Origin of the sequence: Paracoccus sp. P2 (assembly GCF_046335115.1) — a bacterium.
GTDB lineage: Bacteria > Pseudomonadota > Alphaproteobacteria > Rhodobacterales > Rhodobacteraceae > Paracoccus > Paracoccus pantotrophus.
Genome location: NZ_JBGOSN010000009.1, coordinates 1 through 23,945 on the forward strand (window position 1 = coordinate 1; position 23,945 = coordinate 23,945).

27 protein-coding genes and 1 pseudogene are annotated in these 23,945 nt (G+C 69.8%); 16 read left to right on the top strand and 12 right to left on the bottom strand.

All coding sequences use genetic code 11. The features are described 5' to 3' along the window. Positions 1–102 precede the first annotated feature (102 nt). Positions 103–648 (bottom strand): annotated as a pseudogene (locus ACDP63_RS07770) (AMP-binding protein); the annotation flags it as partial. 241 nt (positions 649–889) lie between these two features. Continuing rightward, positions 890–3,169 (bottom strand): NADP-dependent malic enzyme, encoded by a 2,280-nt coding sequence (locus ACDP63_RS07775; RefSeq protein ID WP_024843147.1) that lies wholly within the window; start codon positions 3,167–3,169, stop codon positions 890–892. 160 nt (positions 3,170–3,329) lie between these two features. Between ACDP63_RS07775 and ACDP63_RS07780 the strand changes: the two genes are divergently transcribed. The 6 genes from ACDP63_RS07780 (at position 3,330) to ACDP63_RS07805 (ending at position 8,920) form a co-directional block, all read left to right on the top strand. Next, complete coding sequence (locus ACDP63_RS07780; protein ID WP_011748510.1) at positions 3,330–3,725, top strand: cytidine deaminase; 396 nt, start codon at positions 3,330–3,332, stop codon at positions 3,723–3,725. After that, the gene (locus ACDP63_RS07785; RefSeq protein ID WP_024843146.1) at positions 3,722–5,002 is read left to right on the top strand and encodes a thymidine phosphorylase; all 1,281 of its coding nucleotides are present in this window, start codon (positions 3,722–3,724) and stop codon (positions 5,000–5,002) included. The genes ACDP63_RS07780 and ACDP63_RS07785 overlap by 4 nt, the downstream gene beginning before the upstream one ends. Beyond that, on the top strand, positions 4,999–6,183 hold the full coding sequence (locus ACDP63_RS07790; protein ID WP_028709926.1) for a phosphopentomutase: 1,185 nt from the start codon (positions 4,999–5,001) through the stop codon (positions 6,181–6,183). Before ACDP63_RS07785 ends, ACDP63_RS07790 begins: the two co-directional genes overlap by 4 nt. Continuing rightward, positions 6,180–7,148 carry an adenosine deaminase gene (locus ACDP63_RS07795; protein WP_024843144.1) on the top strand — a complete coding sequence of 323 codons (969 nt, stop codon included), beginning with the start codon at positions 6,180–6,182 and terminating at the stop codon, positions 7,146–7,148. Before ACDP63_RS07790 ends, ACDP63_RS07795 begins: the two co-directional genes overlap by 4 nt. Further along, a complete protein-coding gene (gene upp / locus ACDP63_RS07800) occupies positions 7,145–7,780 on the top strand; it encodes a uracil phosphoribosyltransferase (RefSeq protein WP_024843143.1) in 636 nt (211 codons plus the stop codon). Before ACDP63_RS07795 ends, upp begins: the two co-directional genes overlap by 4 nt. 69 nt (positions 7,781–7,849) lie before the next feature. Then, positions 7,850–8,920 (top strand): SPOR domain-containing protein, encoded by a 1,071-nt coding sequence (locus tag ACDP63_RS07805; protein ID WP_028709925.1) that lies wholly within the window; start codon positions 7,850–7,852, stop codon positions 8,918–8,920. Positions 8,921–8,927: 7 nt separating this feature from the next. On the opposite strand, the gene ACDP63_RS07810 is transcribed toward ACDP63_RS07805, so the two are convergent. The 3 genes from ACDP63_RS07810 to ACDP63_RS07820 form a co-directional block, all read right to left on the bottom strand. Further along, positions 8,928–9,947, bottom strand: coding sequence for a hypothetical protein (locus tag ACDP63_RS07810; protein ID WP_024843141.1), 1,020 nt, complete (start codon positions 9,945–9,947; stop codon positions 8,928–8,930). Between the two features lie 331 nt (positions 9,948–10,278). Beyond that, positions 10,279–11,184 (bottom strand): RNA polymerase sigma factor RpoH, encoded by a 906-nt coding sequence (gene rpoH / locus ACDP63_RS07815; protein ID WP_024843140.1) that lies wholly within the window; start codon positions 11,182–11,184, stop codon positions 10,279–10,281. A gap of 66 nt (positions 11,185–11,250) precedes the next feature. Continuing rightward, positions 11,251–12,276 (bottom strand): pseudouridine synthase, encoded by a 1,026-nt coding sequence (locus tag ACDP63_RS07820; protein WP_024843139.1) that lies wholly within the window; start codon positions 12,274–12,276, stop codon positions 11,251–11,253. Here ACDP63_RS07820 and ACDP63_RS07825 point away from each other — a divergent pair. After that, positions 12,275–12,580 (top strand): DUF6476 family protein, encoded by a 306-nt coding sequence (locus tag ACDP63_RS07825; RefSeq protein WP_231486613.1) that lies wholly within the window; start codon positions 12,275–12,277, stop codon positions 12,578–12,580. The genes ACDP63_RS07820 and ACDP63_RS07825 overlap by 2 nt on opposite strands. Here ACDP63_RS07825 and ACDP63_RS07830 read toward each other — a convergent pair. Further along, on the bottom strand, positions 12,571–12,864 hold the full coding sequence (locus ACDP63_RS07830; RefSeq protein WP_024843137.1) for an accessory factor UbiK family protein: 294 nt from the start codon (positions 12,862–12,864) through the stop codon (positions 12,571–12,573). The genes ACDP63_RS07825 and ACDP63_RS07830 overlap by 10 nt on opposite strands. Before the next feature lie 126 nt (positions 12,865–12,990). Here ACDP63_RS07830 and lgt point away from each other — a divergent pair, with 126 nt between their 5' ends. From lgt to pgeF, 3 genes are read left to right on the top strand one after another with little or no spacing between them, the layout of a single operon-like run. Continuing rightward, the gene (gene lgt / locus ACDP63_RS07835; protein WP_024843136.1) at positions 12,991–13,881 is read left to right on the top strand and encodes a prolipoprotein diacylglyceryl transferase; all 891 of its coding nucleotides are present in this window, start codon (positions 12,991–12,993) and stop codon (positions 13,879–13,881) included. Further along, positions 13,878–14,942, top strand: coding sequence for a class I SAM-dependent methyltransferase (locus tag ACDP63_RS07840; protein WP_024843135.1), 1,065 nt, complete (start codon positions 13,878–13,880; stop codon positions 14,940–14,942). The genes lgt and ACDP63_RS07840 overlap by 4 nt, the downstream gene beginning before the upstream one ends. Continuing rightward, entirely contained in the window at positions 14,926–15,690 is a 765-nt protein-coding gene (gene pgeF, locus ACDP63_RS07845; RefSeq protein ID WP_024843134.1) for a peptidoglycan editing factor PgeF, read from the top strand. The genes ACDP63_RS07840 and pgeF overlap by 17 nt, the downstream gene beginning before the upstream one ends. Positions 15,691–15,786: 96 nt before the next feature. Here pgeF and ACDP63_RS07850 read toward each other — a convergent pair whose 3' ends face one another. Then, positions 15,787–16,212 (bottom strand): hypothetical protein, encoded by a 426-nt coding sequence (locus ACDP63_RS07850; RefSeq protein ID WP_147277957.1) that lies wholly within the window; start codon positions 16,210–16,212, stop codon positions 15,787–15,789. Positions 16,213–16,304: 92 nt separating this feature from the next. Next, positions 16,305–16,805 (bottom strand): Lrp/AsnC family transcriptional regulator, encoded by a 501-nt coding sequence (locus tag ACDP63_RS07855; protein ID WP_024843133.1) that lies wholly within the window; start codon positions 16,803–16,805, stop codon positions 16,305–16,307. Between the two features lie 163 nt (positions 16,806–16,968). On the opposite strand from ACDP63_RS07855, the gene trxB reads away from it, so the two are divergent. Next, entirely contained in the window at positions 16,969–17,985 is a 1,017-nt protein-coding gene (gene trxB / locus ACDP63_RS07860; protein WP_024843132.1) for a thioredoxin-disulfide reductase, read from the top strand. A gap of 30 nt (positions 17,986–18,015) precedes the next feature. Next, on the top strand, positions 18,016–18,783 hold the full coding sequence (locus tag ACDP63_RS07865) for a transcription antiterminator BlgG (protein WP_024843131.1): 768 nt from the start codon (positions 18,016–18,018) through the stop codon (positions 18,781–18,783). A gap of 127 nt (positions 18,784–18,910) precedes the next feature. On the opposite strand, the gene ACDP63_RS07870 is transcribed toward ACDP63_RS07865, so the two are convergent. The 3 genes from ACDP63_RS07870 to ACDP63_RS07880 all read right to left on the bottom strand — a co-directional run bounded on the left by ACDP63_RS07870 (position 18,911) and on the right by ACDP63_RS07880 (position 20,270). Further along, positions 18,911–19,138 carry a DUF1150 family protein gene (locus tag ACDP63_RS07870; protein WP_024843130.1) on the bottom strand — a complete coding sequence of 76 codons (228 nt, stop codon included), beginning with the start codon at positions 19,136–19,138 and terminating at the stop codon, positions 18,911–18,913. A gap of 13 nt (positions 19,139–19,151) precedes the next feature. Then, entirely contained in the window at positions 19,152–19,562 is a 411-nt protein-coding gene (locus ACDP63_RS07875) for an Hsp20 family protein (RefSeq protein ID WP_024843129.1), read from the bottom strand. Between the two features lie 120 nt (positions 19,563–19,682). Then, positions 19,683–20,270 (bottom strand): hypothetical protein, encoded by a 588-nt coding sequence (locus tag ACDP63_RS07880; RefSeq protein WP_143091236.1) that lies wholly within the window; start codon positions 20,268–20,270, stop codon positions 19,683–19,685. A gap of 161 nt (positions 20,271–20,431) precedes the next feature. Here ACDP63_RS07880 and ACDP63_RS07885 point away from each other — a divergent pair, with 161 nt between their 5' ends. Genes ACDP63_RS07885 through ACDP63_RS07895 form a run of 3 tightly spaced genes read left to right on the top strand, consistent with a single transcriptional unit; the run spans position 20,432 to position 22,236 of the window. Next, entirely contained in the window at positions 20,432–20,650 is a 219-nt protein-coding gene (locus tag ACDP63_RS07885; RefSeq protein ID WP_024843127.1) for a YdcH family protein, read from the top strand. Positions 20,651–20,702: 52 nt separating this feature from the next. Further along, the gene (gene purE / locus ACDP63_RS07890; RefSeq protein ID WP_409927888.1) at positions 20,703–21,200 is read left to right on the top strand and encodes a 5-(carboxyamino)imidazole ribonucleotide mutase; all 498 of its coding nucleotides are present in this window, start codon (positions 20,703–20,705) and stop codon (positions 21,198–21,200) included. Further along, positions 21,193–22,236 carry a 5-(carboxyamino)imidazole ribonucleotide synthase gene (locus ACDP63_RS07895; RefSeq protein WP_409927889.1) on the top strand — a complete coding sequence of 348 codons (1,044 nt, stop codon included), beginning with the start codon at positions 21,193–21,195 and terminating at the stop codon, positions 22,234–22,236. The genes purE and ACDP63_RS07895 overlap by 8 nt, the downstream gene beginning before the upstream one ends. Here the strand turns inward: ACDP63_RS07895 and cobD are convergent. Further along, a complete protein-coding gene (cobD, locus tag ACDP63_RS07900) occupies positions 22,220–23,182 on the bottom strand; it encodes a threonine-phosphate decarboxylase CobD (protein WP_024843124.1) in 963 nt (320 codons plus the stop codon). The two genes, ACDP63_RS07895 and cobD, sit on opposite strands and share 17 nt — an antisense overlap. Before the next feature lie 226 nt (positions 23,183–23,408). Here cobD and ACDP63_RS07905 point away from each other — a divergent pair, with 226 nt between their 5' ends. Beyond that, positions 23,409–23,909, top strand: a complete 501-nt coding sequence (locus ACDP63_RS07905) for a YbjN domain-containing protein (RefSeq protein ID WP_024843123.1) — start codon at positions 23,409–23,411, stop codon at positions 23,907–23,909. The last annotated feature ends 36 nt before the right edge of the window (positions 23,910–23,945 follow it).

Here is a 23,945-nt window from a genome sequence, read left to right on the forward strand (position 1 = left end):
AACCGCTTCAATGCCCTCGGATCCGCCGAGATCAAACGCGTGGCATGAACTCAACGCGGAAAGGGAAAACTGCGCTCACACACTGACTTCTGCAACAACGCCGGCGGCGTCCAAGAGCGGCTTGTAATGCACCACCCGGTTCGGCTCGAGCCCGCAGGAGGCGGCGATGATCGCCTTGGGCTGGCAATCGTCGATGCGCACGGCGAGTTCGTTTGCCGCGAAGCCGCCGAAGACGACCGAATGGATGGCGCCAAGGCGGGCGCAGGCCAGCATCGCCTCCAGCGCCTCGGGGATCATCGGCATGTAGATGATGACCCGGTCGCCCTTTTCGACGCCGCGCATCCGCAGCGCCCCGGCCAGCGAGGCGACGCGCTCCTGCAACTGCCTGTAGGTGATGCCTTTGGTCGAAAGCGTGATCGGGCTTTCATGCTGGATGGCGATCTGGTCGCCGCGCCCGGCCAGCACATGGCGGTCGACCGCGTTCCAGCAGGTGTTCACCATCCCGTCCGAGAACCATTCGTAGATCGGGGCCTTGTCGTCGAACAGCGCCTTCGAGGGCTTGCGCTCCCAGTCGATCGCCCCGGCGGCCTGCATCCAGAAACCCTCGGGATCCGCCTGCCACGCAGAATAGACCTCACGATATCCCATGAAACAACTCCTCCCCGGATGAATGGGGCGGAGTTATGCGCGCCGGACGGCGAGGCGCAAGGATGTTATCGCCCACAGCCGGGGGGTGCGACAGAAAGTTTTGCAGAATGGCGCTGCGCGGCGCGGATTAATTTGCAAACGGCGCGGGACTTTGCTGCAGGCTGAAAAAACCGCGCGGTTTTGCAAAGCTGCGCGGACAGGCTGGGCCGCGGCAGAATCACCGCGGCCCCGCTGCTTGCGCCTAGCGATAGTGATCGACCGGGGTGCCGGCGATCGCGCTCATGTTCAGCAGCCCGCGGGTGGTGATCGAAGGGGTGACGATATGGGCGCGGTTGCCCATGCCCATCAGGATCGGCCCGACCTCGAGCCCGTTGGCCTTGAGCTTGAGCGCGTTGCGCACCCCCGAAGCCGAATCGGTGCCCGAGAACACCAGCGTATTCGCCGCGCCCTCGATGCGCGAGCGCGGCAGCAGGCGTTCGCGGATCGCGGGGTCGAGCGCGGAATCGACATGCATCTCGCCGTCGAAGATGAAATCGACGCCGCGCGCCTCGAGGATCGCCATCGCCGCGCGCATCTTGCGCCCCGACTCGGTGTCGAGGTTGCCGAACTGCGAATGGCTGCACAGCGCCACCTTGGGCGTCACGCCGAAGCGGCGCACATGGCGGGCGGCGCCGATGGCGGCCTCGGCGACCTGTTCGGGGGTGGGGGCGTGGTTGACCTGGGTGTCGGCGATGAACAGCGGCCCGTCCTCCAGGATCATCAGCGACAGCGCGCCATGCGGGCGCAGCCCGTCGCGGGCCAGGATCTGGGTGATATAGTTCAGGTGCCAGCTGTATTGGCCGAAAGTGCCGCAGATCAGGCTGTCGGCCTCGCCGCGATGCACCATGACGGCGCCGATGGCGGTGGTGTTGGTGCGCATGATGGCGCGGGCGATGTCCGGCGTCACGCCGCGCCGCGCCATCAGTTCGTGATAGGTGCCCCAGTAGTCGCGATAGCGCGGGTCGTTTTCCGGGTTCACGATCTCGAAATCGCGGCCGGGGCGGATCGGCAGGCCGGCGCGCTCGGCGCGCATCTCGATCACCTCGGGCCGGCCGATCAGGATCGGCGCGTCGGTGGTTTCCTCGAGCATGGCATTGGCGGCGCGCAGCACCCGCTCGTCCTCGCCCTCGGCAAAGACGATGCGGCGATTGGCGGTCGCCGCGGCCTCGAAGACCGGCCGCATGATCAGGGCCGAGCGGAAGACCGAACCGTCCAGCTTGCGCTTGTAGGCGGCGACGTCCTCCAGCGGCCGGGTGGCGACGCCGGTTTCCATCGCGGCCTTGGCCACGGCGGTCGAGACCACGCCGATCAGCCGTGGATCGAAGGGCTTGGGGATCAGGTAGTCGGCGCCGAAGCTCAGCTTTTCGCCGCGATAGGCCATCGCCGCCTCGGCGCTGGTGGTGGCGCGGGCCAGCGCGGCGATGCCCTCGATGCAGGCCAGCTGCATCTCGTCGTTGATCGTGGTCGCCCCCACGTCCAGCGCGCCGCGGAAGATGAAGGGGAAGCACAGGACGTTGTTGACCTGGTTCGGATAGTCGCTGCGCCCGGTGGCGATGATCGCGTCGGGGGCGACGGCGCGGGCATCCTCGGGCAGGATCTCGGGCGTGGGGTTGGCCAGCGCGAAGATGATCGGCCGCTTGGCCATCCGGGCCACCATCTCGGGCTTCAGCACGCCGGGTCCGGACAGGCCCAGGAACAGGTCCGCGCCCTCGATCACCTGATCCAGCGTGCGCAGGTCGGTCTTTTGCGCATATTCCGCCTTTTGCGGCGTCATCTCCTCGGTCCGGCCTTCATGGACCAGGCCGGCGATGTCGCAAAGCCAGACGTTCTCGCGCTTCACGCCCAGCTTCAGCAGCATGTTGAGGCAGGCGATGCCGGCCGCGCCGCCGCCGGTCGATACCACCTTGATGTCCTCGAAACGCTTGTGGGCGATGTGCAGGGCGTTGGTCGCGGCGGCGCCGACGACGATGGCGGTGCCGTGCTGGTCGTCATGGAAGACCGGGATGTTCATGCGCTCGCGGCACAGCTTCTCGACGATGAAGCAGTCGGGGGCCTTGATGTCTTCCAGGTTGATGGCGCCGAAGGTCGGCTCCAGCGCGCAGACGATCTCGGCCAGCTTCTCGGGGTCGGGCTCGTTCAGCTCCAGGTCGAAGCAGTCGATATTGGCGAATTTCTTGAACAGGACGGCCTTGCCCTCCATCACCGGCTTCGAGGCCAGCGCGCCGATATTGCCCAGCCCCAGCACGGCGGTGCCGTTCGAGACCACGGCGACAAGGTTGCCGCGCGCGGTATAGCGGGCGGCGGTGGCGGGGTCGGCCTTGATCTCCAGGCAGGCTTCTGCCACGCCGGGCGAATAGGCGCGGCTCAGGTCGCGGCCATTGGCAAGGGGCTTGGTCGCGCGCACCTCGAGCTTACCGGGGCGCGGGAATTCGTGATAATCCAATGCCGCCTGCCGGGCGTTGTCCTGTCTGCGTTCTTCCATCGCCAGACCCTCTCCTCTCAAGATGGTTCAGCGTTAAACTATTTTTTCGGCGGAGAACAGGGGGCATCGCGGCCGGGGGCGGGGATGCGCCGGACTTGCATCGCGATGGGCGGGCGCGCAAACTCGCAATCCGGTCGGGTGGCAGGCGAAAGGTGGGGTAATGGCGCTTCTGGATGCGGCGCGCGAGGTGCGCGAAAGGGCCTATGCGCCCTATTCCAATTTCAAGGTCGGCGCGGCGGTGCGCGGGGCCTCGGGGCGGATCTATGCCGGCTGCAATGTCGAGAACGTGGCCTATCCCGAGGGCACCTGCGCCGAGGCCGGCGCCATCGCCGCCATGGTCGCGGCGGGCGAGACCGAGATCGTCGAGGTCGCCGTCATCGCCGACTCGCAGGGCCCGGTGCCGCCCTGCGGCGGCTGCCGCCAGAAGCTGGCCGAGTTCGGCCGCCCCGAGACGCCGGTGCTGCTGGCCACGACCCGGGGCCACGAGCTGGCCACCACCATCGGCGAGCTGCTGCCGGGGCGCTTCGGCATCAGCCACATGTCGGGCACCGAATGAGCCCTGCCGATCCGCGTCCGGTGATCGCCGCCGTCCGCGACGGGCGCGGGCTGGACGCGGCGGGCGCGGCGCTGGTCGCGCGCGGCCTGGCCGATGGTTCGGTCAGCGATGCGCAGGCCGCAGCCTTCGCCATGGCGGTGCTGCTGCGCGGGCTGGACGAATCCGGCCGGGTGGCGCTGACCCGGGCGATGCGCGATTCCGGCCATGTGCTGCGCTGGGACCTGCCGGGGCCGGTGGTGGACAAGCATTCGACCGGCGGCATCGGCGATGCGGTCAGCCTGATCCTGGCCCCGCTGGTGGCCAGCTGCGGTGCCTATGTCCCGATGATCTCGGGGCGGGGGCTCGGCCATACCGGCGGCACGCTGGACAAGCTGGAGGCGATCCCCGGCCTCCGCACCGCGCTGTCCGAGGACGATTTCCGCCGCGTGGTGGCCGGGGTCGGCTGCGCCATCGTCGCAGCCGGGCGCGACCTTGCGCCGGCCGATGCGCGGCTTTACGCGATCCGCGACGAAAGCGCGACGGTGGGCTCGGTCGACCTCATCACCGCCTCGATCCTGTCGAAGAAGCTGGCGGCGGGGCTCGATGCGCTGGTGCTGGACGTCAAGCAGGGCAGCGGCGCCTTTCTGCGCGGACCGGATGCGGCGCTGGGGCTGGCCCGCGCGCTGGTCGAGACCGCGACGGGCGCCGGTTGCCGCACCCGCGCCTATGTCACCGACATGGACCAGCCGCTGGCCCGCGCCGCCGGCAATGCGCTGGAGCTGCGCGAGGCCATTGCGGTCCTGAAGGGCGGACAGGGCGCGCTGCGCGAGCTGTCGCTGGCGCTGTCCTCGGCCTGCCTCGACCTTGGGGGCCTGTCCGATGGCGCCTTGCGGGCGCTGGAGAGCGGCGCCGCGGCCGAGCGTTTCGCCCGCATGGTCGCGGCGCAGGGCGGGCCCGCCGACCTGCTGGAGCATCCCGACCACCACCTGCCCTCCGCGCCGGTGGTGCGTGCCGTGCCCGGCCATGGCCGCGTCGCGGCCATCGACACCGAGGCGCTGGGTCATGCCGTGGTGGCGCTGGGCGGCGGGCGGCTGCATGCCGGCGACCGGATCGACCCGCGGGTGGGGCTTGCGCAGATGCTTCGCATCGGCGAGGAGGCGGGCGAAGGGCGCCCGCTGGCGCTGGTCCATGCCGCCTCCGAGGCGGCGGCCGAGGCGGCGGTCGCCACCGTCGCGGCCGCCTATCTCATGGGTGATGGCCCCGAGCCCGGCCCGGTGATCCGCAGCGAGGTAACATGACCGACAGACGCGCCTTCCTGATCGTGATGGATTCGGTGGGCATCGGCGGGGCGCCCGATGCGGGCGCCTATTTCAACGACGGCCGGCCCGATACCGGCGCCAATACCGTCGCCCATATCGCCCGGGCGCGGCCGCTGCACATGCCGCATCTGGACGCGCTGGGCCTGGGCGCCGCGATCCGGCTGGCCAGCGGCGAGGCGGCCCCGGGCCTTGGCGCCCGGCCGCAGGGGCTCTGGGGCGCTGCGACCGAGATCTCGCGCGGCAAGGACACCCCGTCCGGCCATTGGGAGATCGCGGGCGTTCCCGTGCCCTGGGACTGGCATTATTTCCCCAACATCCGCCCGGCCTTTCCGGCCGATCTGACCCGGCGCATTGCGCAGGCGGCGGGGACCGAGGGCATCCTTGGCAACGAACATGCCTCGGGGACCGAGATCATTGCCCGGCTGGGGGCCGAACATCTGCGCAGCGGCTGGCCGATCTGCTATACCTCGGCCGACAGCGTGCTGCAGATCGCCGCGCATGAGGAAGGCTTCGGCCTCGACCGGCTTTTCCGGCTCTGCGAGCAGGTGGCCGCCCTGGTCCACCCGATGCGCGTGGGCCGCGTCATCGCCCGGCCCTTCCTGGGCACCGAGGGCAGTTTCGTCCGCACCCCGAACCGCCGCGACTATGCCATCGCCCCGCCGGCGCCGACGCTTCTGGACGTGGCGCAAGAGGCAGGGCGGGCGACCCATGCGGTCGGCAAGATCGGCGACATCTTCTCGCATCGCGGCATCGACCGACTGCACAAGGGCCGCTCCGATGCCGAACTGGCCGATCATCTGCTGGCGCTGGCCGATCAGGCCGAAGCGGGCAGCCTGACCTTTGCCAATTTCGTCGAGTTCGACAGCCTTTACGGCCATCGCCGCGACGTGGCGGGCTATGCGGCGGCGCTGGAATGGTTCGACGGGGTGGCCGGCGCGCTGATGGCGCGGCTGCGGCCGGGGGATCTGGCGATCTTCACCGCCGACCATGGCAACGACCCGACCTGGCACGGCACCGACCACACGCGCGAGCGCGTGCCGGTGCTGGGCTGGGGCCATGGCGCGCGGGGCATCGGCCAGGTCGGTTTCGCCGATATCGCCGCCTCGGTCGCCGCGCATCTCGGCCTGCCACCGGTCGGGCCGGGGAGGTCGTTCCTGTGAAATCGCTGAAGAAGATCGAGCTGCACCTGCATCTGGAGGGCGCGGCGCCGCCCGGTTTCATCCGGGCGCTCGCGGCCGAGAAACATCGCGACATCGCCGGCATCTTCGATGAGAAGGGCGCCTATGCCTATCGCGATTTCAAGGACTTCCTGCGCGTCTATGAGGCAGCGACCTCGGTTCTGACCACGCCGCGCGACTATGCCCGGCTGCTGTCCGAGGTGCTGGCGGAATGCGCCGAGCAGGGCGCGATCTATGCCGAGCTTTTCGTTTCGCCCGAGTTCTGCGGCGGCGCGGACCTGCCGGCCTGGCGCGACTATCTTGCCGCCATGGAGGAGGCCGCGGCCGAGGCCGAGTGCGGCGGCATCGCCAGCCGCGCCGTGCTGACCTGCATCCGCCATTTCGGCCCGGACCGCGCCAAGCGCACCGCGATCTGTGCCGCCGAGACCTCGGGCGGCTGGGTCGCGGGCCTTGGCATCGGCGGCGCCGAGGACGTGGGCGAGCTTGGCGATTTCGCCTGGGCCTTCGACTGTGCGCGCGAGGCCGGGCTGGGCCTGACCGCCCATGCTGGCGAGTGGCGTGGGCCGCAGTCGATCCGCGACGCGCTGGCGCTTGGCGCGACCCGCGTCGGCCATGGCATCCGCGCCGTCGAGGACGCGGCGCTGCTGCGCGACCTGGCCGAGCGCGGGATCACGCTGGAGGTCTGCCCCGGCTCGAACGTCGCGCTGGGGCTGGTGCGGGACTGGGCCGCCCATCCCATTGCCCGGCTGGCCGATGCCGGGGTGCGCGTCACCGTCTCGACCGACGATCCGCCCTTCTTTCACACCACGCTGTCGCAGGAATATCAGCGGCTTGCCGATGCTTTCGGCTGGGCCGAGGCCGAGTTTCGGCAGATGAACCTCTGGGCCGTCGACGCGGCCTTTTGCGACCAGACCACCCGAACCCGCCTGCGAAAGGAACTGACATGACCCAAGCGCATCTGACCGTCGTCGATCACCCGCTGGTGCAGCACAAGCTGACGCTCATGCGCGACAAGACCACCTCGACCGCCGGCTTCCGCCGGCTCCTGCGCGAGATCAGCCTGCTTTTGGCCTATGAGGTCACGCGCGAGCTGGAGATGACCACCATCCGCATCGAGACCCCGCTTTGCGAGATGGAGGCGCCGACGCTGGAAGGCAAGAAGCTGGCGCTGATCTCGATCCTGCGGGCCGGCAACGGGCTGATGGACGGCATCCTGGAGCTGATCCCGGCCGCGCGCGTGGGCTTCATCGGGCTTTACCGCGACCCCGAGACGCTGCAGCCGGTGCAGTATTACTCCAAGGTTCCCAAGGAGTTGGACGCGCGGATGACCATCGTCGTCGATCCGATGCTGGCCACTGGCAATTCCTCGGTCGCGGCCATCGACCTGCTCAAGGCGGCGGGGGCGCGCAACCTGCGCTTCTTGTGCCTGCTCGCCTCGCCCGAGGGGGTGGCGCGGATGCGCGAGGCCCATCCCGACGTGCCGATCGTGACCGCCGCGCTGGACGAGCGGCTGGACGAGCACGGCTATATCGTGCCGGGCCTGGGCGATGCCGGCGACCGCATGTTCGGCACGAAATGAGCCGGCGTTAACCGGGCCTTCAGGGCTTTCGGCCTATCACCGGGTCAGGCGTGATTCGAGGATGGGGCGATGCGGGTTGTTCTGTGGCTGATGCTGGCGCTGCTGCCGGGGCTTGCGCTGGCGCAAGCGCCGCGCCCGGCCGAGGAGCCGCCGGCGGATTTCACATCGCGGCAATATATCGACAGCCGCGGCTGCGTCTTCCTGCGCGACGAGCTGGGCGGCTGGGCGGCGCGGCTGGCGCGCGACGGCACGCCGATCTGCGGCTATCCGCCGACGCTTTCCGCCCGCGGCGCCCAGGGCGAGCCGAAGCTGCGGGCGCTCGCCCCGGCGGCCGGACGCGGCCGGGCCGAACTGCTGGAAGAGGCGCTGTCGCAGCAGGTCATCACCAACCTGCGCCCCGGCGAACTGGCCAGCGACCCCCGGCCGATGGAGCGCCTGCCGGACCTGGGCCCCGAGCCGCATCCTCCGGCCCCGGCCGATGCGCTGCGGGCGGCGCTGACGGCCGCGCCTGCGCTGCGCCAGGGCATGGGCGCCGCCCTGCATCCGAACCGCCGGCTGTGCGAGCTGCTGGGCTATGACGGCGGGCCGGGCGCGGCCGGGCTGGACGATCCGACGCAGGGCTATTGCGGGGGATTGCCGAAGTCCGAACTGTCGCGGCTCAGCTTCATGCGCCCGGTGGGCAGCGCGGCGGGGGCGGGGATGATTGCCCCGCCCGACCGCGAAACCGCCGTGCCGCCGCCGCCCGCAGCGGTCCGGCCCGCGCCGCCCCCCGCCGCAAGGCCGGCGCCGGAAAAGCCGCTTCCCGCCGGGTCTGCATCCGCATCCGCACCGACGGCCAAGGCATCCGCCCCGGCCCGCGGCAAGGCGCCGGCCGCTGCCCCCGCCGCGCCGTCATCGGCCGGGATGATCCCGGCCGGGGCGCGCTATGTCCAGGTCGGCACCTTTGCCGATCCGCGCAATGCCGAACGCGCGGCCGCGCGCATCGCGCAGATGGGTTATCCGCTGCTGCGCGGCAGGGACCAGGCCGGCGGGCGCGAGGTGCAATTCCTGGTCGCCGGCCCCTTCCCGGATCGCGAAAGCATCGTCCGGGCGCTCGACGCCATCCGCAAGGCGGGATTCCGCGATGCCTTCCCGCGCTGACCGGCGGCTACTGGTCGCAGATCTCTTGCAGCGCGACCCATTCGCGGTCGGCAAGCACCGGGCGCGGCTCGGCCGTGCGAAAGGGATCTGCCTCGATCAGGCCCAGCACCGCCTCTCCGGTCGGATCCAGCGAGCGGGCATAGGGTTCGCTCGAGATGCCGGCGCGGGTGAAATAGGCCAGCAGCGGCTCGTCCTCGGGGCGGGGCGGCGGGCCGGCCAGCAGCTTCTCGCCATAGCCCGACAGCGATTTCTCCGGCAGCGTCCCGGCGGTCAGAAGGTGAAAGGTCGCGCGCGGCCCGGCATGGCGCAGCGCGGCCAGCAGCGGGTCGTCCCTGACCGCCGCCGCCTGCGCGGCCAGGATATGGCCGGCCGCGACCTCGGGCGTGATCTCGCCCGCGATCAGGTCTTCGCCGATGACGGTGATCGGGCCGGGCAGGCGCAGGGCGCCGCGCAGGCTGGCCGGCACCACGACGATCTGCGCATCCGGGCCGATCAGCCGCATCGCCAGCTTCTGGCGCACCATGTCGCCGGCCGGGCGCGAACAGGGGCTGCCGGTGGTCTTGGCGATCTCGGCCAGCACCATGCGCCCGATCTCGGCCCGCTGCGCCGGGGGGGCGATGTCGGCGGCGTGGCGCACCAGCGCCGGCGGCACCCAGAACACGGCCAGCAACGCCATGACCGCGGCCGCGCTCAGCATCAGCCCGCCGCGCAGCCGGCCGGGATGCGGCTTGCTGGCCTCGATCACCTGGTGCACCTTGGAAATGGCCGAGATCATCAGTTCGTCGTCGATCTCCAGTTCCTCGCCGGCGTCAAGGCCGCCCGGCGCATAGCGCGCCGGCAGCTTGCCGGGGTTGAGCCGGGTGACGGCGGGCAGCGACCAATGCGCCAGCGGCACCTCGGAACGCGGATCGGTCAGCACCAGGGTCGCATCCCCGAAGGAAACGATGACGTCGCGCAGCTGCGATCTGGGCGATTCGCGCCAGATCCCTGCGGCTTCCAGCCGTTGATATTGATTCAGCGCCGTCATGTCCGCGCCATCGGCCCTTGCTGTCCTGTTTTGACCATAAGCCAAGCCGGGCGCCGGTCAACTCTGCCCGCTGTCACGATAATTTCCGCATCGGCGCCATGGTCTGCAAGGGGCGTCGCGCCGGAAAATCGCCTGCCCTGCGCAGGGATCGCCCGCCCGGCGCCGCCTGACCTTTCTGGCCGGACCCCCGAAGCCCTTTCGGTTCCTGCCGCCGGGAAGGAAGGCGGCGCGGGCAAGGTGGAGGTTCGCGCCGAAATCCCGACGCCCCCTCTGCGCAAGGGGGCGCCAGCGGCTGCGGGGATGGAGCGGGCGGGCCGGCGCCAAGACCAAGTCAGGCGGTTTCGGGCACGGTCATGCCTCGCTCGCGCGCCAGTTCGCGGATGCGGTTCTGCAGTTTCTCGAAGGCGCGGACCTCGATCTGGCGGATCCGTTCGCGCGAGACCTCGTAGCGCGTCGACAGATCCTCCAGCGTCATCGGGTCGTCGCGCAGCCGGCGCTCCATCAGGATGTCCTTCTCGCGGTCGTTCAGCACGTCCATGGCGGCGATCAGCATCTCGCGCCGCGCCGAAAGCTCGTCGGCCTCGGCAAAGGCCTGGGCCTGGTCGGCATCCTCGTCCTCCAGCCAGTCCTGCCATTGCGCGGTCGATTCCCCGTCGCCCGACCCGACCGTGGCGTTCAGCGAGGCATCGCCCCCCGAAAGCCGGCGGTTCATGTCGATGACCTCTTGCTCGGTCACGTTCAGGTCATGCGCGATCTGGGCGACGTTTTCGGGGCGCAGGTCGCCTTCCTCCAGCGCGCCCAGGCGCGACTTGGCCTTGCGCAGGTTGAAGAACAGCTTCTTCTGCGCCGAGGTGGTGCCCATCTTGACCAGGGACCAGGACCGCAGGATGTATTCCTGGATCGAGGCGCGGATCCACCACATCGCATAGGTGGCCAGGCGAAAGCCCTTTTCCGGGTCGAAGCGCTTGACTGCCTGCATCAGGCCCACATTCGCCTCGGAGATGACCTCGGCCTGCGGCAGGCCGTAGCCGCGATAGCCCATGGCGATCTTGGCGGCCAGCCGCAGGTGGCTCGTCACCAGCTTCTGCGCGGCCTCGGCGTCCTGGTGATCAACCCAGGCCTTGGCCAGCATGTATTCCTCTTCCGGCTCCAGCAGGGGGAACTTGCGGATCTCCTGCAAATAGCGGTTGAGGCCCTGTTCGGGGCTGGGTGCCGGAAGGTTGGTGTAGTTCGCCATCTGAAAATTCCCTGTCCCGCGCTTGGGCGGGTAATTGTGAACGCTGTCGGCGCGGTCCGGGTTCCGTCAGCCCGGCGCGCGGCGCAAGGTCGCCAGCAAGCCGGCCATGTCGGGCGGCAGCGAGCTGGCAAAGGTCAGCGCCTGGCCGCTGACCGGATGTTCGAAGCCCAGCTCGGCCGCGTGCAGCGCCTGGCGGGGAAAGGCGGCGACGGCCGCGGCACCCTCCGGCCCCAGCGCCCGGACCGAGGCCCGCCTGTTGCCACCATAGACCGGGTCGCCGACCAGGCCCAATCCCGCATGGGCCATATGCACGCGGATTTGATGCGTGCGCCCGGTCTCCAGCCGGCATTCGACCAGCATGGCGGCGGGAGGGGCGCCGAAGGTCTCGATCACGCGGGCGCGGGTCACGGCATGGCGGCCGTTCTGGAAGCTGACGGCCTGGCGCTGCCGGTCGCCGGGATGGCGGCCGATCAGCGTGGCGATGCGCAGCACGCCGCCCGGCTCGAACCCCACGCCCGGCAGGCCGCGCAGCCGCGCATCGGCCGGGTCGATCATGCCATGCGCGACGGCCAGGTAGCGCCGCTGCGCCGTGTGATCGGCGAATTGCCGCGCCAGGCCCTGATGCGCGCGGTCGGTCTTGGCCACCACCAAAAGGCCCGAGGTTTCCTTGTCGATGCGATGCACGATGCCGGGCCGCGCCGCGCCGCCGATGCCCGACAGGCTGCCCGCGCAATGCGCCAGCAGCGCATTGACCAGCGTCCCCGAGGGGGCGCCGGGCGCGGGATGGACCACCATGCCGGCGGGCTTGTCCACCACGATCAGGTCGGTATCCTCATAGGCGATGGTCAGCGGGATCGGCTCGGGCTGCGCGTCCAGGGGCTCGGGCGCGCCGATCTCGACCAGGTAGACGCCGGTTTCCGCCCGTGCCTTGCCGTCCGTGACCGGGCCCGAGGGGCCCCGGACCGCACCCTCGGCGATCAGCCGCGCCAGGCGCGAGCGCGACAGCGCCGCCTGCTCTGGCGCGGCAAGGGCAAGCGCCTTATCAAGGCGCTCGGACAGTCCTTCGGGGATGGTGATGAGGATTTCGGCCATGGCACGGGATGATAGGCTGGATGCGGGGCCAGAGGAAGCGTTGCCGATGCTGCGCTGGCTGCGCATCCTGGTGACGGCCCTGGCGGCGGTGATGGGCATCGGCATGCTGGTGATCGCGGCGCTTTTGTGGCTGCGCCTGTCGCAGCCGCCGCTGCCCGAACTGCCCGAGCAGGTCGCCCTGCCCGAGGGCGCGGTGCCCGCCGCCGTCACCTTCGCCCGCGACTGGCTGGTGGTGGTGACCGAGGCGGGCGAGGTGCTGCTTTATGATCGTCAGGGCCGGCTGCGCGAGCGGGTTCAGCCCTGAGCGTCGCCGGTGCCGAGCGGGCCGGTCGCATTGACCGAGGCCACGCCCTTGCCCTCCAGCGCGTCCAGGCGGGCGCGCAGCTCGGCGTTTTCGGACCGGGCCTTGATCGCCATCTCGCGCACCGCCTCGAATTCCTCGCGGGTGACGAAATCGCGCTCGGCCAGCCAGCGGTCGATCCAGCCGTTGAAGGCGGTCTGCGCCTCGTCCTTGGCGCCCTGGGCCACGCCCATGGCATTGGTCATCAATTTCGAGAGATCGTCGAGAAAGCGGTTGTTCGCGGTCATGGCGGGCCTTTCGGTTCAGCGAGACCCCCTATATGGCCCTGCGGGCGCGGCTGTTCAATTGCCTGACAGCGTCGGTTGACACCCGGCTGCCCCCGCGTAGCCTGCCCGCGCCGAAACGAGGAGCCCATGATCCCCTTTCCCGACATCTCGCCCGAGATCTTCACCATCCATGTTTTCGGCATGGCCTTTTCGCTGCGCTGGTATGCGCTGGCCTATCTGGCCGGGCTGCTGATCGGCTGGCGCATCATCGTGGCGCTGATGCGGCGGCCGCGGCTTTGGGGCGACGCGGCGCCCATGCGGCCCGAGCGGGTCGAGGAATTGCTGACCTGGGTGATCGTCGGCGTGGTGCTGGGTGGGCGGCTGGGCTTCGTGCTGTTCTACGAGCCGGCCTATTACCTGGCCAATCCGGGGCAGATCCCGGTGATCTGGCAGGGCGGCATGTCCTTTCACGGCGGCTTCCTGGGCGTGGTCTTGGCCTCCTGGTGGTATTGCCGGCGCCACGGCATCCCGGCGCTGCGGCTGGCCGATGCGTTGTCGATGGCGACGCCCATCGGGCTCGGCCTCGGCCGGGTGGCGAATTTCATCAATGCCGAGCTGTGGGGCCGGCCGACCGATATGCCCTGGGGCGTGATCTTCCCGGGCGAGGCGGCGCAGAACTGTCCCGGCATCGCCGGCCCCTGCGCCCGCCACCCGAGCCAGCTCTACGAGGCGGGGCTGGAGGGCGTGCTGCTGGCCGCGGCGCTGTTCCTGCTGGTTCGCATGGGCGGGCTGCGCCGGCCAGGGCAGGCGCTGGGGCTGTTCCTGATCGGCTATGGCCTGTCGCGTTTCGTCGTCGAGTTCTTCCGCCAGGCCGATGCGCAATTCATCACCCCCGACAATCCGCTGGGCCATGTGCTGGGCGGGCCGCTCTGGGGCGTGACCATGGGCCAGCTTCTGTCGCTGCCCATGGTGCTGGTCGGGCTGGCCTTCCTGATTCGCGCGCGCATGCGGCCGGCCCTGCCGCAGACGGACGCATGACGCCGCTGGCCCGCCTGATCGCGGCGCGCATCCGGCTGTCGGGGCCGATGGGCCTGGACGAATACATGCGGCTTTGCCTGCTGCATCCCGAGCATGGCTATTACGCCACCCGCGACCCGTTCGGCGCGGGCGGCGATTTCACCACCGCGCCCGAGATCAGCCAGATCTTCGGCGAGATGGTCGGCCTGGCGCTGGCGCAGGCCTGGCTGGACCAGGGCGCGCCCAGCCCCTTTACCCTGGCCGAAATCGGACCGGGGCGCGGCACGCTGATGGCCGACATCCTGCGCGCCATCCGCATCGTGCCCGGCATGGCCGAGGCGGCGCGGGTGGCGCTGGTCGAGGCCTCGCCGCATCTGCGCCGGATCCAGCGCGACCGGCTGGGCGCGGTCGCGCATCTGGACGACGTGTCGCAACTGCCGCAGGCGCCGCTGTTCCTGGTCGCCAACGAGTTCTTCGACGCCCTGCCGATCCGGCAGTTCCGGCGCGGCGCCCGAGGCTGGGCCGAGCGGGTCGTGGCGCTGGACGGGCAGGGCGGGCTGGAGATGGGGCTGGTCCCGGCCTCCGATGCCGCGCTGCCCCCGGCGCCACAGGGGGTGATCCGCGAAACCTGCCCCGAGGCGTTGCCGATCGTCGCGCAGCTCGCCGCGCGGATCGCGGCGCATGGCGGCTGCGCCATCCTCATCGACTATGGCGGCTGGGACGGGCAGGGCGATACCTTCCAGGCCCTGCGCCGCCACCGGCCCGAGGATCCGCTGGCCAATCCGGGCCAGGCCGACCTGACCGCGCATGTCGATTTCGCGCCCCTGGCCGCGGCGGCGCGGGCGGCGGGGGCGCGCGTCTCGCGCATGGTCGCGCAGGGCGACTGGCTGAAGCGGCTGGGGATCGAGGCGCGGGCGCGGCGACTGGAACGCGCGGGCGACGGGGGGGCGATGGCCGCGCTTCATCGCTTGACCGCACCCGATGAAATGGGACAGTTGTTCAAGGTGCTGGCCTTCTGGGCTCGCCATGCGCCCGTCCCCGCCGGATTCGAGCCCCTGGACGACGATGCAGACGACGCTTGAGATCCTGACCCATCCGCTGCTCGCCTCGGTGCGGCATGGCTTCTTCACCCGCCGCGGCGGCGCCTCCTCGGGGCTGTTCTCGGGGCTGAACTGCGGCTACGGCTCCAGCGACCAGGCCGAGATCGTCAGCATCAACCGCACCCGCGTCGCCGAGGCGATGGGCGTGCCGCCCGCCGGCCTCGCCACCGTGCACCAGGTGCATTCCCCCGACATCGCGGTGCTGCGCGTGGGCGACGATCCCGCCGGTCTTGCGGGGATTCGCGCCGACGGCATCGTCACCGACCGGCCCGGCGTGGCGCTGGCGGTGCTGACCGCCGATTGCCAGCCGATCCTGCTGGCCGATCCCGAGGCCGGGGTGATCGGCGCCGTCCATGCCGGCTGGCGCGGCGCGCTGTCCGGCGTGATCGAGGCGGCGGTGGGCGCGATGAACGACCTGGGTGCCAGCCGCATCCGCGCGGCGATCGGCCCCACGATCAGCCAGCGCGCCTATGAGGTCGGCGAGGATTTCATGGACGAATTCCTGGCCGAGGATCCGGATTACCACCGTTTCTTCGCCGGCGGGCCGAACGGGCGGCCGATGTTCGACCTGCCCTCCTTTGGCCTGATGCGGCTGCGCGAGGCCGGGGTTGAGGCGGAATGGACCGGGCATTGCACCTATTCCGATCCGGAGCGGTTCTTCTCCTATCGCCGCAGCACGCATCAGAACCAGGCCGATTACGGCCGGCTGATCTCGGCGATTGCGTTGTAGGTCGGGGGGATGGCGCGCGGGCTACGGCATTCGATGCCGGGGCGGGTGGCCGCGGGATGTCTGGCCGGTTTCCGCGATGCGGGACGAAGCTGTCAGTCACCCAGATATTGCGATGAAGATACCGCGTTGCGGATCGAAAACGGCGACATTCCCGCTGTGGTCAGACGAGATCATTGGCTGTACGGCTTTGGTATAGTGCCAGGGGTCAGGCGAACCACTCGCTTTGCGGATTTCCGCATCCCAACATTCGCCAGCATTGTTTAGGGCTCGCAGTTCAACCGCTGTTTCGTTCACCCGATCAGACAATGGAGTCGAGCTCCATGGCTCGAAGCCGTTAGCCAATTCGGGTGGTTTTATGCTGGGCGAGGCACGATAGATGGCAACCACGCATACAAAAGACTGCGCTTCGCTGGCCAAGAGAGACAAAGGTTTCGCGTTTCCTTTGGCCACAAATCGGTAAGCAATGTCCTCCTCTACGCACCCAGACAACACGGCGAGCGCAATAAGTGACAGGAGCTTCAAGTGGGCCTCCAAGACATAGCCGCTGTCGGCAGAGTATGCGTATCATGACCGTCGGCTAAGAACTCAAAAGCTCTCGCCGTCACCGCATCCCCTCACCCCAGCGCCGCCGCCCGCTCCTCGACCACGCTGAAGGGCACGCCCGGCTCGTCCTTGGCGCAGCGGATCACCAGCGAGGTCTTGACCGAGGCCACGTTGGGCGCCGCCGTCAGCTTCTCGGTCAGGAAGCGCTGGAAGCTGGTCAGGTCGGGCGAGACGCATTTCAGGATGAAGTCGATCTCGCCGTTCAGCATGTGGCACTCGCGCACCAGCGGCCATTCGCAGGCCAGGGCCTCGAAGGCCGACAGGTCGCGCTCGGACTGGCTCAGCAGCCGGACCATGGCAAAGACCTGCACCTCGAAGCCCAGCTCGCGCGCATCGATGTCGGCATGGTAGCCGCGGATATAGCCCATCTCCTCCAGCGCGCGGACGCGGCGCAGGCAGGGCGGGGCGGAAATGCCGACGCGGCGGGCCAGTTCGACATTGGTCATGCGGCCGTCGGCCTGCAACTCTGCCAGAATTTTGCGGTCGATTTCGTCAAGTCTGGCGGCGGTCATCGCATCCCCTGGCTTGCCTTGCGGGCAAAAAACATGCCGGAAACTATCCCGCGGGGCCGGGTTGCGCAACATTCTTTCCACCGATGCGGGAACGGGCCTTATGGATTGCATGCGGGGCCGGCGGTGATTAGCTAAGGCTGCGCCAAGCGAAAGGTTCCCTGCCATGTCCCATGTTCCCGCCGAGATCGCCGCCGATACCAGCCTGCCCGCCCACAGCCGCGTGCTGATCGTGGGCTCGGGACCGGCCGGCTATACCGCCGCCGTCTATGCCGCGCGCGCGATGCTTTCGCCGGTGCTGATCCAGGGCATGCAGCCGGGCGGCCAGCTAACCATCACCACCGAGGTCGAGAACTGGCCCGGCGAGACCGAGATCCAGGGCCCCGACCTGATGGTCAGGATGGAGGCCCATGCCCGCGCCATGGGCGCGCGCATCTTTACCGATACGGTGACGCGGCTGGACCTGGGCCAGCGCCCCTTCCTGGCCGAGCTTGATTCGGGCGCGCGCATCACCGCGGATGCGGTGATCCTGGCCACCGGCGCCCAGGCGCGCTGGCTGGGCCTGCCCAGCGAGGAAAGGTTCAAGGGCTTCGGCGTCTCGGCCTGTGCCACCTGCGACGGATTCTTCTATCGCAACCGCGAGGTCGTGGTGGTGGGCGGCGGCAATACCGCGGTCGAGGAGGCGCTGTTTTTGACCAATTTCGCCAGCAAGGTGACGCTGATCCATCGCCGCGACAGCCTGCGCTCCGAAAAGATCCTGCAGGAGCGGCTGTTCCGCAATCCCAAGGTCTCGATCCTGTGGGATCACGAGCTGGTCGAGGTGCAGGGCGAGGACCAGCCGCCGGGCGTGACCGGCGTGCGCGTGCGCCATGTCCGCCAGGGGACCGAGCAGGTGGTGCCCGCGGACGGTGTCTTCATCGCCATCGGCCATGCGCCGGCCTCGGAACTGGTCAAGGACCAGCTGGAGCTGCATCACGGCGGCTATGTCAAGGTCGAGCCGGGCACGACCCGGACCTCGATCCCCGGCGTCTTCGCGGCGGGCGACCTGACCGACCACGTCTATCGCCAGGCGGTGACCAGCGCCGGCATGGGCTGCATGGCGGCGCTGGATGCCGAGCGTTACCTGGCCGAGCATGACATGGCCGGCGCGCCGAACCCGCATGCGGCCGAGATCCTGGCCTGAGATGGCCGGTTCTTTGCCGGGGCCCGGCCGATGAGCTTGCCGCATCACCAGCCGATCCGTGCGCTTCTGGTCAGCCCCGAGGCCGGCCAGAAACTGCGGGCCGAGGCGGCGCGCATGGCCGCCTGGGATCTGACGCCCCGGCAGTCGGCGGACCTGGACCTGCTGGTCGGCGGCGGCTTCTTGCCCTTGCGGGGCTTTCTGACCCAGGCGGATCACGATTCGGTGCTGGCGGGGATGCGGCTGGCCTCGGGCGCGCTCTGGCCCATGCCGCTGGCGCTGGAGGTCGATGCGGATTTCGCGGCCAGGGTCGAGCCGGGCGAGGACATCGCCCTGCGCGGCCCCGATGGCATGGTCATGGCCATCCTGTCGGTCACGGACAAATGGAGCCCCGAGAGGGCGGAAGGCGCTGAGATGCCGGGCGTGGCCGGGCCGGTCTGCCTGGGCGGGCCGGTCAAGGGGCTGCCCGGCGCGGATGAGGTCCGCCTGGGTCCGAATGCCTGGCGGGCGCGCTTCCGTGCGCGGGGCTGCGAACGGGTTCTGGCCTGCGATCCCGCCGATGCGGCCGCTGGGGCGCGGTTGGCGGCCGAGCTTGGCGCCGAACTGCTGACGGCCGGGGCCGAGCCGCGCCATGCCGGCCCGCGCGAGGCGTTGTGGCAGGCGCTGGTCCGGCGCAACCATGGCGCCACGCATCTGCTGCTGCCCGCCGATCCCGCCGCGCAGGCGCTGCTGCGGCAATACCGGGCCGAGATCGGGCTGGAACTGGTCGAGGCCGGGATCACCCAGGCGCACGGCATGTGACGGCCCTTGCCGCGCGCCGTCCCGGCATTTGCTGATGGTGTTGGAAGGGTGGACGGCCGCCCCGCGGACGGCGCGAATGTCGCCATCGCCGCCGCCTTGCCCGGCGGCGGCATCGGCATCCTGCGGCTTAGTGGACGCTGACCGGGGTCAGTTCGTTCTGGCGGGCCAGCATGAAGGCCAGGCTGCGGTCCTTGACCAGGGCCAGCCGCTCTCCGTCGGGGCCATGCACGGCGTAAAGCGCGTCGGCTCCGGGCACCTGGCGGCGCACCTCGTCGGGCAGGCTGTCCATCGCGACGCGGCGGATATAGACGATGTTGCCCGCGTTTTCCGGGCCGAAATCGAATTTCTCGTTCATTTGCGATCCCCTTTCACTTGCGGCTGATCGGTATGGTCTGCACGATGCTGTCAGGCACCGAGCGGCGCAGGTCGATGTTCAGAAGCCCGTTTTCCAGTCCCGCCGACACCACCTCGACCCCGTCCGCCAGCACGAAGCTGCGCTGGAAGGCGCGGGACGCGATGCCGCGGTGCAGGAAGACGCGGCCTTCCTCGGCCTCGGCCTGGCGGCCGCGAACCACCAGCTGACGGTCCTCCAGCGTGATCGACAGGTCGTCCTCGGAAAAACCGGCCACGGCCAGCGTGATGCGAAAGCCGTTGGGCCCCTGGTGTTCGATGTTGTAGGGCGGATAGCCCTCGGCGCCCTTGGCGGCCCTTTCGGCCAGGCGTTCCAACTGGTCGAACCCCAGCAGGAACGGATGAGCGGCCAGACTGATCTTGGTCATTCCCAAGCCCTTTGCATCAAAGCGACTGTCGGCCGGACCCCGGAACGGCGATCCGGCAAGACCAATATGTGGATGGATGCCGCCGGAAACAAGGGCTTGCCGCATCGCGGCGGCGCGATCTCAGGGCCGCAGGCCGCAGGCGGCCATCGCGGCCCGGATCGCCCGGCCCGAGCCGGCCAGCGGCAGGCTGCCCCGGCCGCGATCATCCGCAAGCTCGACCCCGCTGCCGCCCAGCAGCCCCGCCAGCAGCGCCGAGCCGCGCGCCGCCTGCGCCGCGCGCATGCCGCCGCTGGCGGCAAAGGGCTGGGCCACCCGCCGGCCGTCGATGCGCAGCACCAGCGAGCCGGGCGATCCGGCCATGCCCTCGACGGCGACCAGCCCCTCGCGGCCGCGCTGGCACATGTAGCTCAGCGCCAGCCGTCCGGATTGCACGCGGGCGTAATGCGTCCTGCCGCCATCTGCGGCGGCGTTGCTCCAGCCCGCGCCCTGTCGCGGCGGCTGGGCGGGCTTTCGGCCGGGCGCCGCCCCCTCGCATTGCTCGGCCACGCAGGCGTGATAGCGCGGGTTCGAGGCGGGACCGAAGTGATACAGGCACTGGTTGACGCAAAGCTGCATTTGCTCGCCCCCGGCCTGCGCAGATGCGGGGCCAGGCGGCAACAGCAGGGCAAGCGCAAGGGCGCAGGGCCTGAGAGGGGCGGTGCGGGGCATCGGCTGCTCCTGCATGGGTTCGGATGCAAGTTTCGGGCCGAAAGCCGCTTCGTGGCAAGCGTTTTCCACACCGGCTGCCTTGCGTTAACGCGTTCCCGCAAAACCATTAACAACGCCCGGAGGCCGCGCTATAACCAAGGCGATCCAGCCCGAGGCCCGAGATGAACGCCCAGCACGAGATGTCCCATGAAGAGATCGCCCGCGCCAAGCTGGAGGTGCTGCGGCGCGAACATCGGGATCTGGACGAGGCGATCGCCGCGCTGTCGAGCCAGAGCCTGACCCATTCGCTGACCCTGCAACGGCTGAAAAAGCAGAAGCTGGCGCTGAAGGACCGCATCGCCCGGCTCGAGGACGAGCTGACCCCCGACATCATCGCCTGATTGCATGATCCCGCCCGGCGCTGTAGGGCGGGGCGCAAAAGGGGGTCGAGCCATGGAAAAAGCCGCCGAAAAACCCGTCGGAATCATCATGGGCAGCCAGTCCGACTGGCCGACCATGCGCGAGGCCGCCGCCATCCTGGACGAATTGGGCATCGGCTACGAGGCCCGGATCGTTTCCGCCCATCGCACGCCGGACCGGCTGTGGGACTATGGCAAGGCGGCGGTGGCGCGCGGGCTGAAGGTGATCATCGCCGGCGCCGGCGGGGCCGCGCATCTGCCGGGCATGATGGCCAGCAAGACCCGGGTGCCGGTGATCGGCGTGCCGGTGCAGACCAGGGCGCTGTCTGGCGTCGATTCGCTTTATTCCATCTTGCAGATGCCCAGGGGCTACCCGGTCGCCACCATGGCCATCGGCGCGGCGGGTGCCGCCAATGCCGGGCTGATGGCGGCGGGGATCCTGGCGATCTCGGACCCCGGACTGGCGGCGCGGCTGGAGGCCTGGCGCCAGGCGCTCAGCGATTCCATCCCCGAGGAGCCCAAGGATGAGTGAACTGGAACCCGGCGCCACCATCGGCATCCTGGGCGGCGGACAGCTGGGCCGCATGCTCTCGGTCGCGGCCAGCCGGCTGGGCTATCGCTGCCATGTCTATGAGCCGGGCGCCGCGCCGGCGGGCGATGTGGCGCATCGGCTGACCACCGCGCCCTATGAGGACCAGGCGGCGCTGCGCGCCTTCGCCGAATCGGTCGATGTCATCACCTATGAATTCGAGAACGTGCCGACGGCGGCGCTGGACCTGCTGGAATCGATCCGCCCGATCCGGCCGAACCGCCATGCCCTGGCGATCTCGCAGGACCGGCTGAGCGAAAAGGATTTCCTGGCCGGCATCGGCTTGCGCACCGCGCCCTATCGCAATGTCGAAACCGAATCCGACCTGCCCGAGGCACTGGCGACGCTGGGCGCGCCCGCGATCCTCAAGACCCGGCGGCTGGGCTATGACGGCAAGGGGCAGATCCGTTTTTCCGATGCCGGGCAGCGGGACTGGACCGGCGCCCCCTCGGTGCTGGAAGGGTTCGTGGAGTTCTCGGCCGAGATCAGCGTCATTGTGGCGCGCGGCGCGGACGGGCAGGTCGAGGCCTATGATCCGGGCCTGAACGTGCATCGCGAGGGCATCCTGCGCGCCACCACCGTGCCCTGCGGCCTGCCGGCCAGCCTGCTGACCGATGCGGTGCTGATCGCGGCGCGCATCGTCAACGCGCTGGACTATATCGGCGTCATGGGGGTCGAGCTGTTCGTGACCGCGGACGGGCTGGTGGTGAACGAGATCGCGCCGCGCGTGCATAATTCCGGCCACTGGACGCAGGCCGGCTGCGCCGTGGACCAGTTCGAGCAGCATATCCGCGCCGTGGCCGGCCTGCCGCTGGGCGACGGCCAGCGTTACGCCGATGTCGAGATGGAGAACCTGATCGGCGACGACGTGCTGCGCCTGCCCGAGCTGCTGAAGCAGCCGCGCTGCCAGGTCCATCTTTACGGCAAGGGCGAGGCGCGCCCGGGCCGCAAGATGGGCCATGTCAACCGGGTGCGGTAAAGGCGCCCGCCACGCGGTCGAATTCCGCGCGATTGCCGGGAATGCCCAGGCGAATCCAGCGCGGATGCCAGGGAAAGATGCGGCTCCAGATGCCGGCGCGGGCCAGCCGCTCATGCGCGGCCTGCGCGTCGGGCGTATCGTAGAGCCGGAACAGATGCGTGCCGCCCACCAGCGGCCAATGCGGGGTGACGATCTGGTCGAGATGCAGCGCCGCCTCGGACAGCCAGACCACGGTGTCGTCGATCCATGCCGCGTCGGCCAGCGCCTGCGCGCCGATCTCCAGCGCCGGGCCGCTGACCGACCAGGGGCCGGTGCGCTCGGCAAGGCGCGCCAGCAGATCAGGGGCGGCGATGGCGAAGCCCAGCCGCAGCCCCGCGAGGCCCCAGAACTTGCCGAAGCTGCGCAGCACGGTGACGTTATCGGCACGCGTCGCGGCTGCCGACAGGTCGGGGCGCGGATCGGCAAAGCTTTCGTCCACCACCAGATGCCCGACCGTGGCGGCGATGGCGGCGATCTGCGCGGGCGGGAACTCGCGCCCGTCCGGGTTGTTCGGGTTCACGATCACCGCCAGGTCGGCGCCCTCCAGCGCGGCCGGGTCGGTGGGCTCTGCCACCTCCCAGCCGGCGGCGCGCAGGCTGGCGGCGTGTTCGTTATAGGTCGGGGACAGCACCGCCGCGCGCCGGCCCGCCAGCACCTGCGGCAAAAGCTGGATCGCCGCCGAGGCGCCGGCCAGCGGCAGCACCTGGTCCTGCGGGCAGCCGAATCGGGCCGCGGCCGCGGCGCAGAGCCGGGCGGCATCGGCCCGCGTCGGCAGCGCGGTCAGGGCGTGGGGCGAAAGCGGCCCGGCAGGCCAAGGCCGGCGGTTGATTCCCGTGGACAGGTCGATCCAGTCCGCCCGGCCGAAGCGGCTGGCCGCCTTGTCGATGTCGCCGCCGTGGTCGCGCATGGGCAGGTTCCTCCTTGGCCGCCGTTGAACCTGCATGAAGGCCGGCGGTCAAGCGGCGGAGGCTGGCCGTCGCGCTCCGGTAACGGAATTTTCGCTTTACACCCTCGTGGAACCGGCACACGATATGTTGTAGGCACATCCCGGATACTACGCCGGGTGTAGTCTGGGCCACCAAGGGTTGGGGTTTTGACCTTGCCCCGCTCTCAGACAGGCAGGGGGACAGGATATGGCACAGCTGGACTTCATCCATAGCGATGACATCCATCCCATCGACATCGTGGAAACCGTCGCGGCGCATCACGAATGGGATTTCGACCGCCTGGCCGAGGACCAGATCGCCATGGCGGTCGAGGGCCAATGGCGCACCTATTCCATCACGCTGGCCTGGTCGCCGCGCGAGGAGGTGCTGCGGCTGATCTGCACCTTCGACATGGATCCGCCGGCCGAGAAGCTGCCGGCGCTCTACGAAGTCCTGAACCTGGCCAACGATCAGGTCTGGGACGGCGGCTTCACCTTCTGGGGCCCGCAGAAGCTGATGGTCTGGCGCTACGGGCTGGTGCTTGCGGGCGATGCCATCGCTGCGCCCTCGCAGATCGACCAGATGATCGGCAATGCCATCCTGGCCTGCGAGCGGTTCTATCCCTGTTTCCAGTTGGCCTGCTGGGGCGATGCGACGCCGGATGCCGCCATGGACATCGCCCTGTCCGAGGCCTACGGTCGCGCCTGAAATTTCCGCGGCAGCGCGGACAAGATCAGGGGGCAG

Coding starts and splice junctions, on each gene's coding strand:
- ACDP63_RS07775 (WP_024843147.1), bottom strand. CDS start 3,169: ATGGAAGAACGCAGACAGGACAACGCCCGGCAGGCGGCATTGGATTAT.
- ACDP63_RS07780 (WP_011748510.1), top strand. CDS start 3,330: ATGGCGCTTCTGGATGCGGCGCGCGAGGTGCGCGAAAGGGCCTATGCG.
- ACDP63_RS07785 (WP_024843146.1), top strand. CDS start 3,722: ATGAGCCCTGCCGATCCGCGTCCGGTGATCGCCGCCGTCCGCGACGGG.
- ACDP63_RS07790 (WP_028709926.1), top strand. CDS start 4,999: ATGACCGACAGACGCGCCTTCCTGATCGTGATGGATTCGGTGGGCATC.
- upp (WP_024843143.1), top strand. CDS start 7,145: ATGACCCAAGCGCATCTGACCGTCGTCGATCACCCGCTGGTGCAGCAC.
- ACDP63_RS07805 (WP_028709925.1), top strand. CDS start 7,850: ATGCGGGTTGTTCTGTGGCTGATGCTGGCGCTGCTGCCGGGGCTTGCG.
- ACDP63_RS07810 (WP_024843141.1), bottom strand. CDS start 9,947: ATGACGGCGCTGAATCAATATCAACGGCTGGAAGCCGCAGGGATCTGG.
- rpoH (WP_024843140.1), bottom strand. CDS start 11,184: ATGGCGAACTACACCAACCTTCCGGCACCCAGCCCCGAACAGGGCCTC.
- ACDP63_RS07825 (WP_231486613.1), top strand. CDS start 12,275: ATGGCACGGGATGATAGGCTGGATGCGGGGCCAGAGGAAGCGTTGCCG.
- ACDP63_RS07820 (WP_024843139.1), bottom strand. CDS start 12,276: ATGGCCGAAATCCTCATCACCATCCCCGAAGGACTGTCCGAGCGCCTT.
- ACDP63_RS07830 (WP_024843137.1), bottom strand. CDS start 12,864: ATGACCGCGAACAACCGCTTTCTCGACGATCTCTCGAAATTGATGACC.
- lgt (WP_024843136.1), top strand. CDS start 12,991: ATGATCCCCTTTCCCGACATCTCGCCCGAGATCTTCACCATCCATGTT.
- ACDP63_RS07840 (WP_024843135.1), top strand. CDS start 13,878: ATGACGCCGCTGGCCCGCCTGATCGCGGCGCGCATCCGGCTGTCGGGG.
- pgeF (WP_024843134.1), top strand. CDS start 14,926: ATGCAGACGACGCTTGAGATCCTGACCCATCCGCTGCTCGCCTCGGTG.
- ACDP63_RS07855 (WP_024843133.1), bottom strand. CDS start 16,805: ATGACCGCCGCCAGACTTGACGAAATCGACCGCAAAATTCTGGCAGAG.
- trxB (WP_024843132.1), top strand. CDS start 16,969: ATGTCCCATGTTCCCGCCGAGATCGCCGCCGATACCAGCCTGCCCGCC.
- ACDP63_RS07865 (WP_024843131.1), top strand. CDS start 18,016: ATGAGCTTGCCGCATCACCAGCCGATCCGTGCGCTTCTGGTCAGCCCC.
- ACDP63_RS07870 (WP_024843130.1), bottom strand. CDS start 19,138: ATGAACGAGAAATTCGATTTCGGCCCGGAAAACGCGGGCAACATCGTC.
- ACDP63_RS07875 (WP_024843129.1), bottom strand. CDS start 19,562: ATGACCAAGATCAGTCTGGCCGCTCATCCGTTCCTGCTGGGGTTCGAC.
- ACDP63_RS07880 (WP_143091236.1), bottom strand. CDS start 20,270: ATGCCCCGCACCGCCCCTCTCAGGCCCTGCGCCCTTGCGCTTGCCCTG.
- ACDP63_RS07885 (WP_024843127.1), top strand. CDS start 20,432: ATGAACGCCCAGCACGAGATGTCCCATGAAGAGATCGCCCGCGCCAAG.
- purE (WP_409927888.1), top strand. CDS start 20,703: ATGGAAAAAGCCGCCGAAAAACCCGTCGGAATCATCATGGGCAGCCAG.
- ACDP63_RS07895 (WP_409927889.1), top strand. CDS start 21,193: ATGAGTGAACTGGAACCCGGCGCCACCATCGGCATCCTGGGCGGCGGA.
- cobD (WP_024843124.1), bottom strand. CDS start 23,182: ATGCGCGACCACGGCGGCGACATCGACAAGGCGGCCAGCCGCTTCGGC.
- ACDP63_RS07905 (WP_024843123.1), top strand. CDS start 23,409: ATGGCACAGCTGGACTTCATCCATAGCGATGACATCCATCCCATCGAC.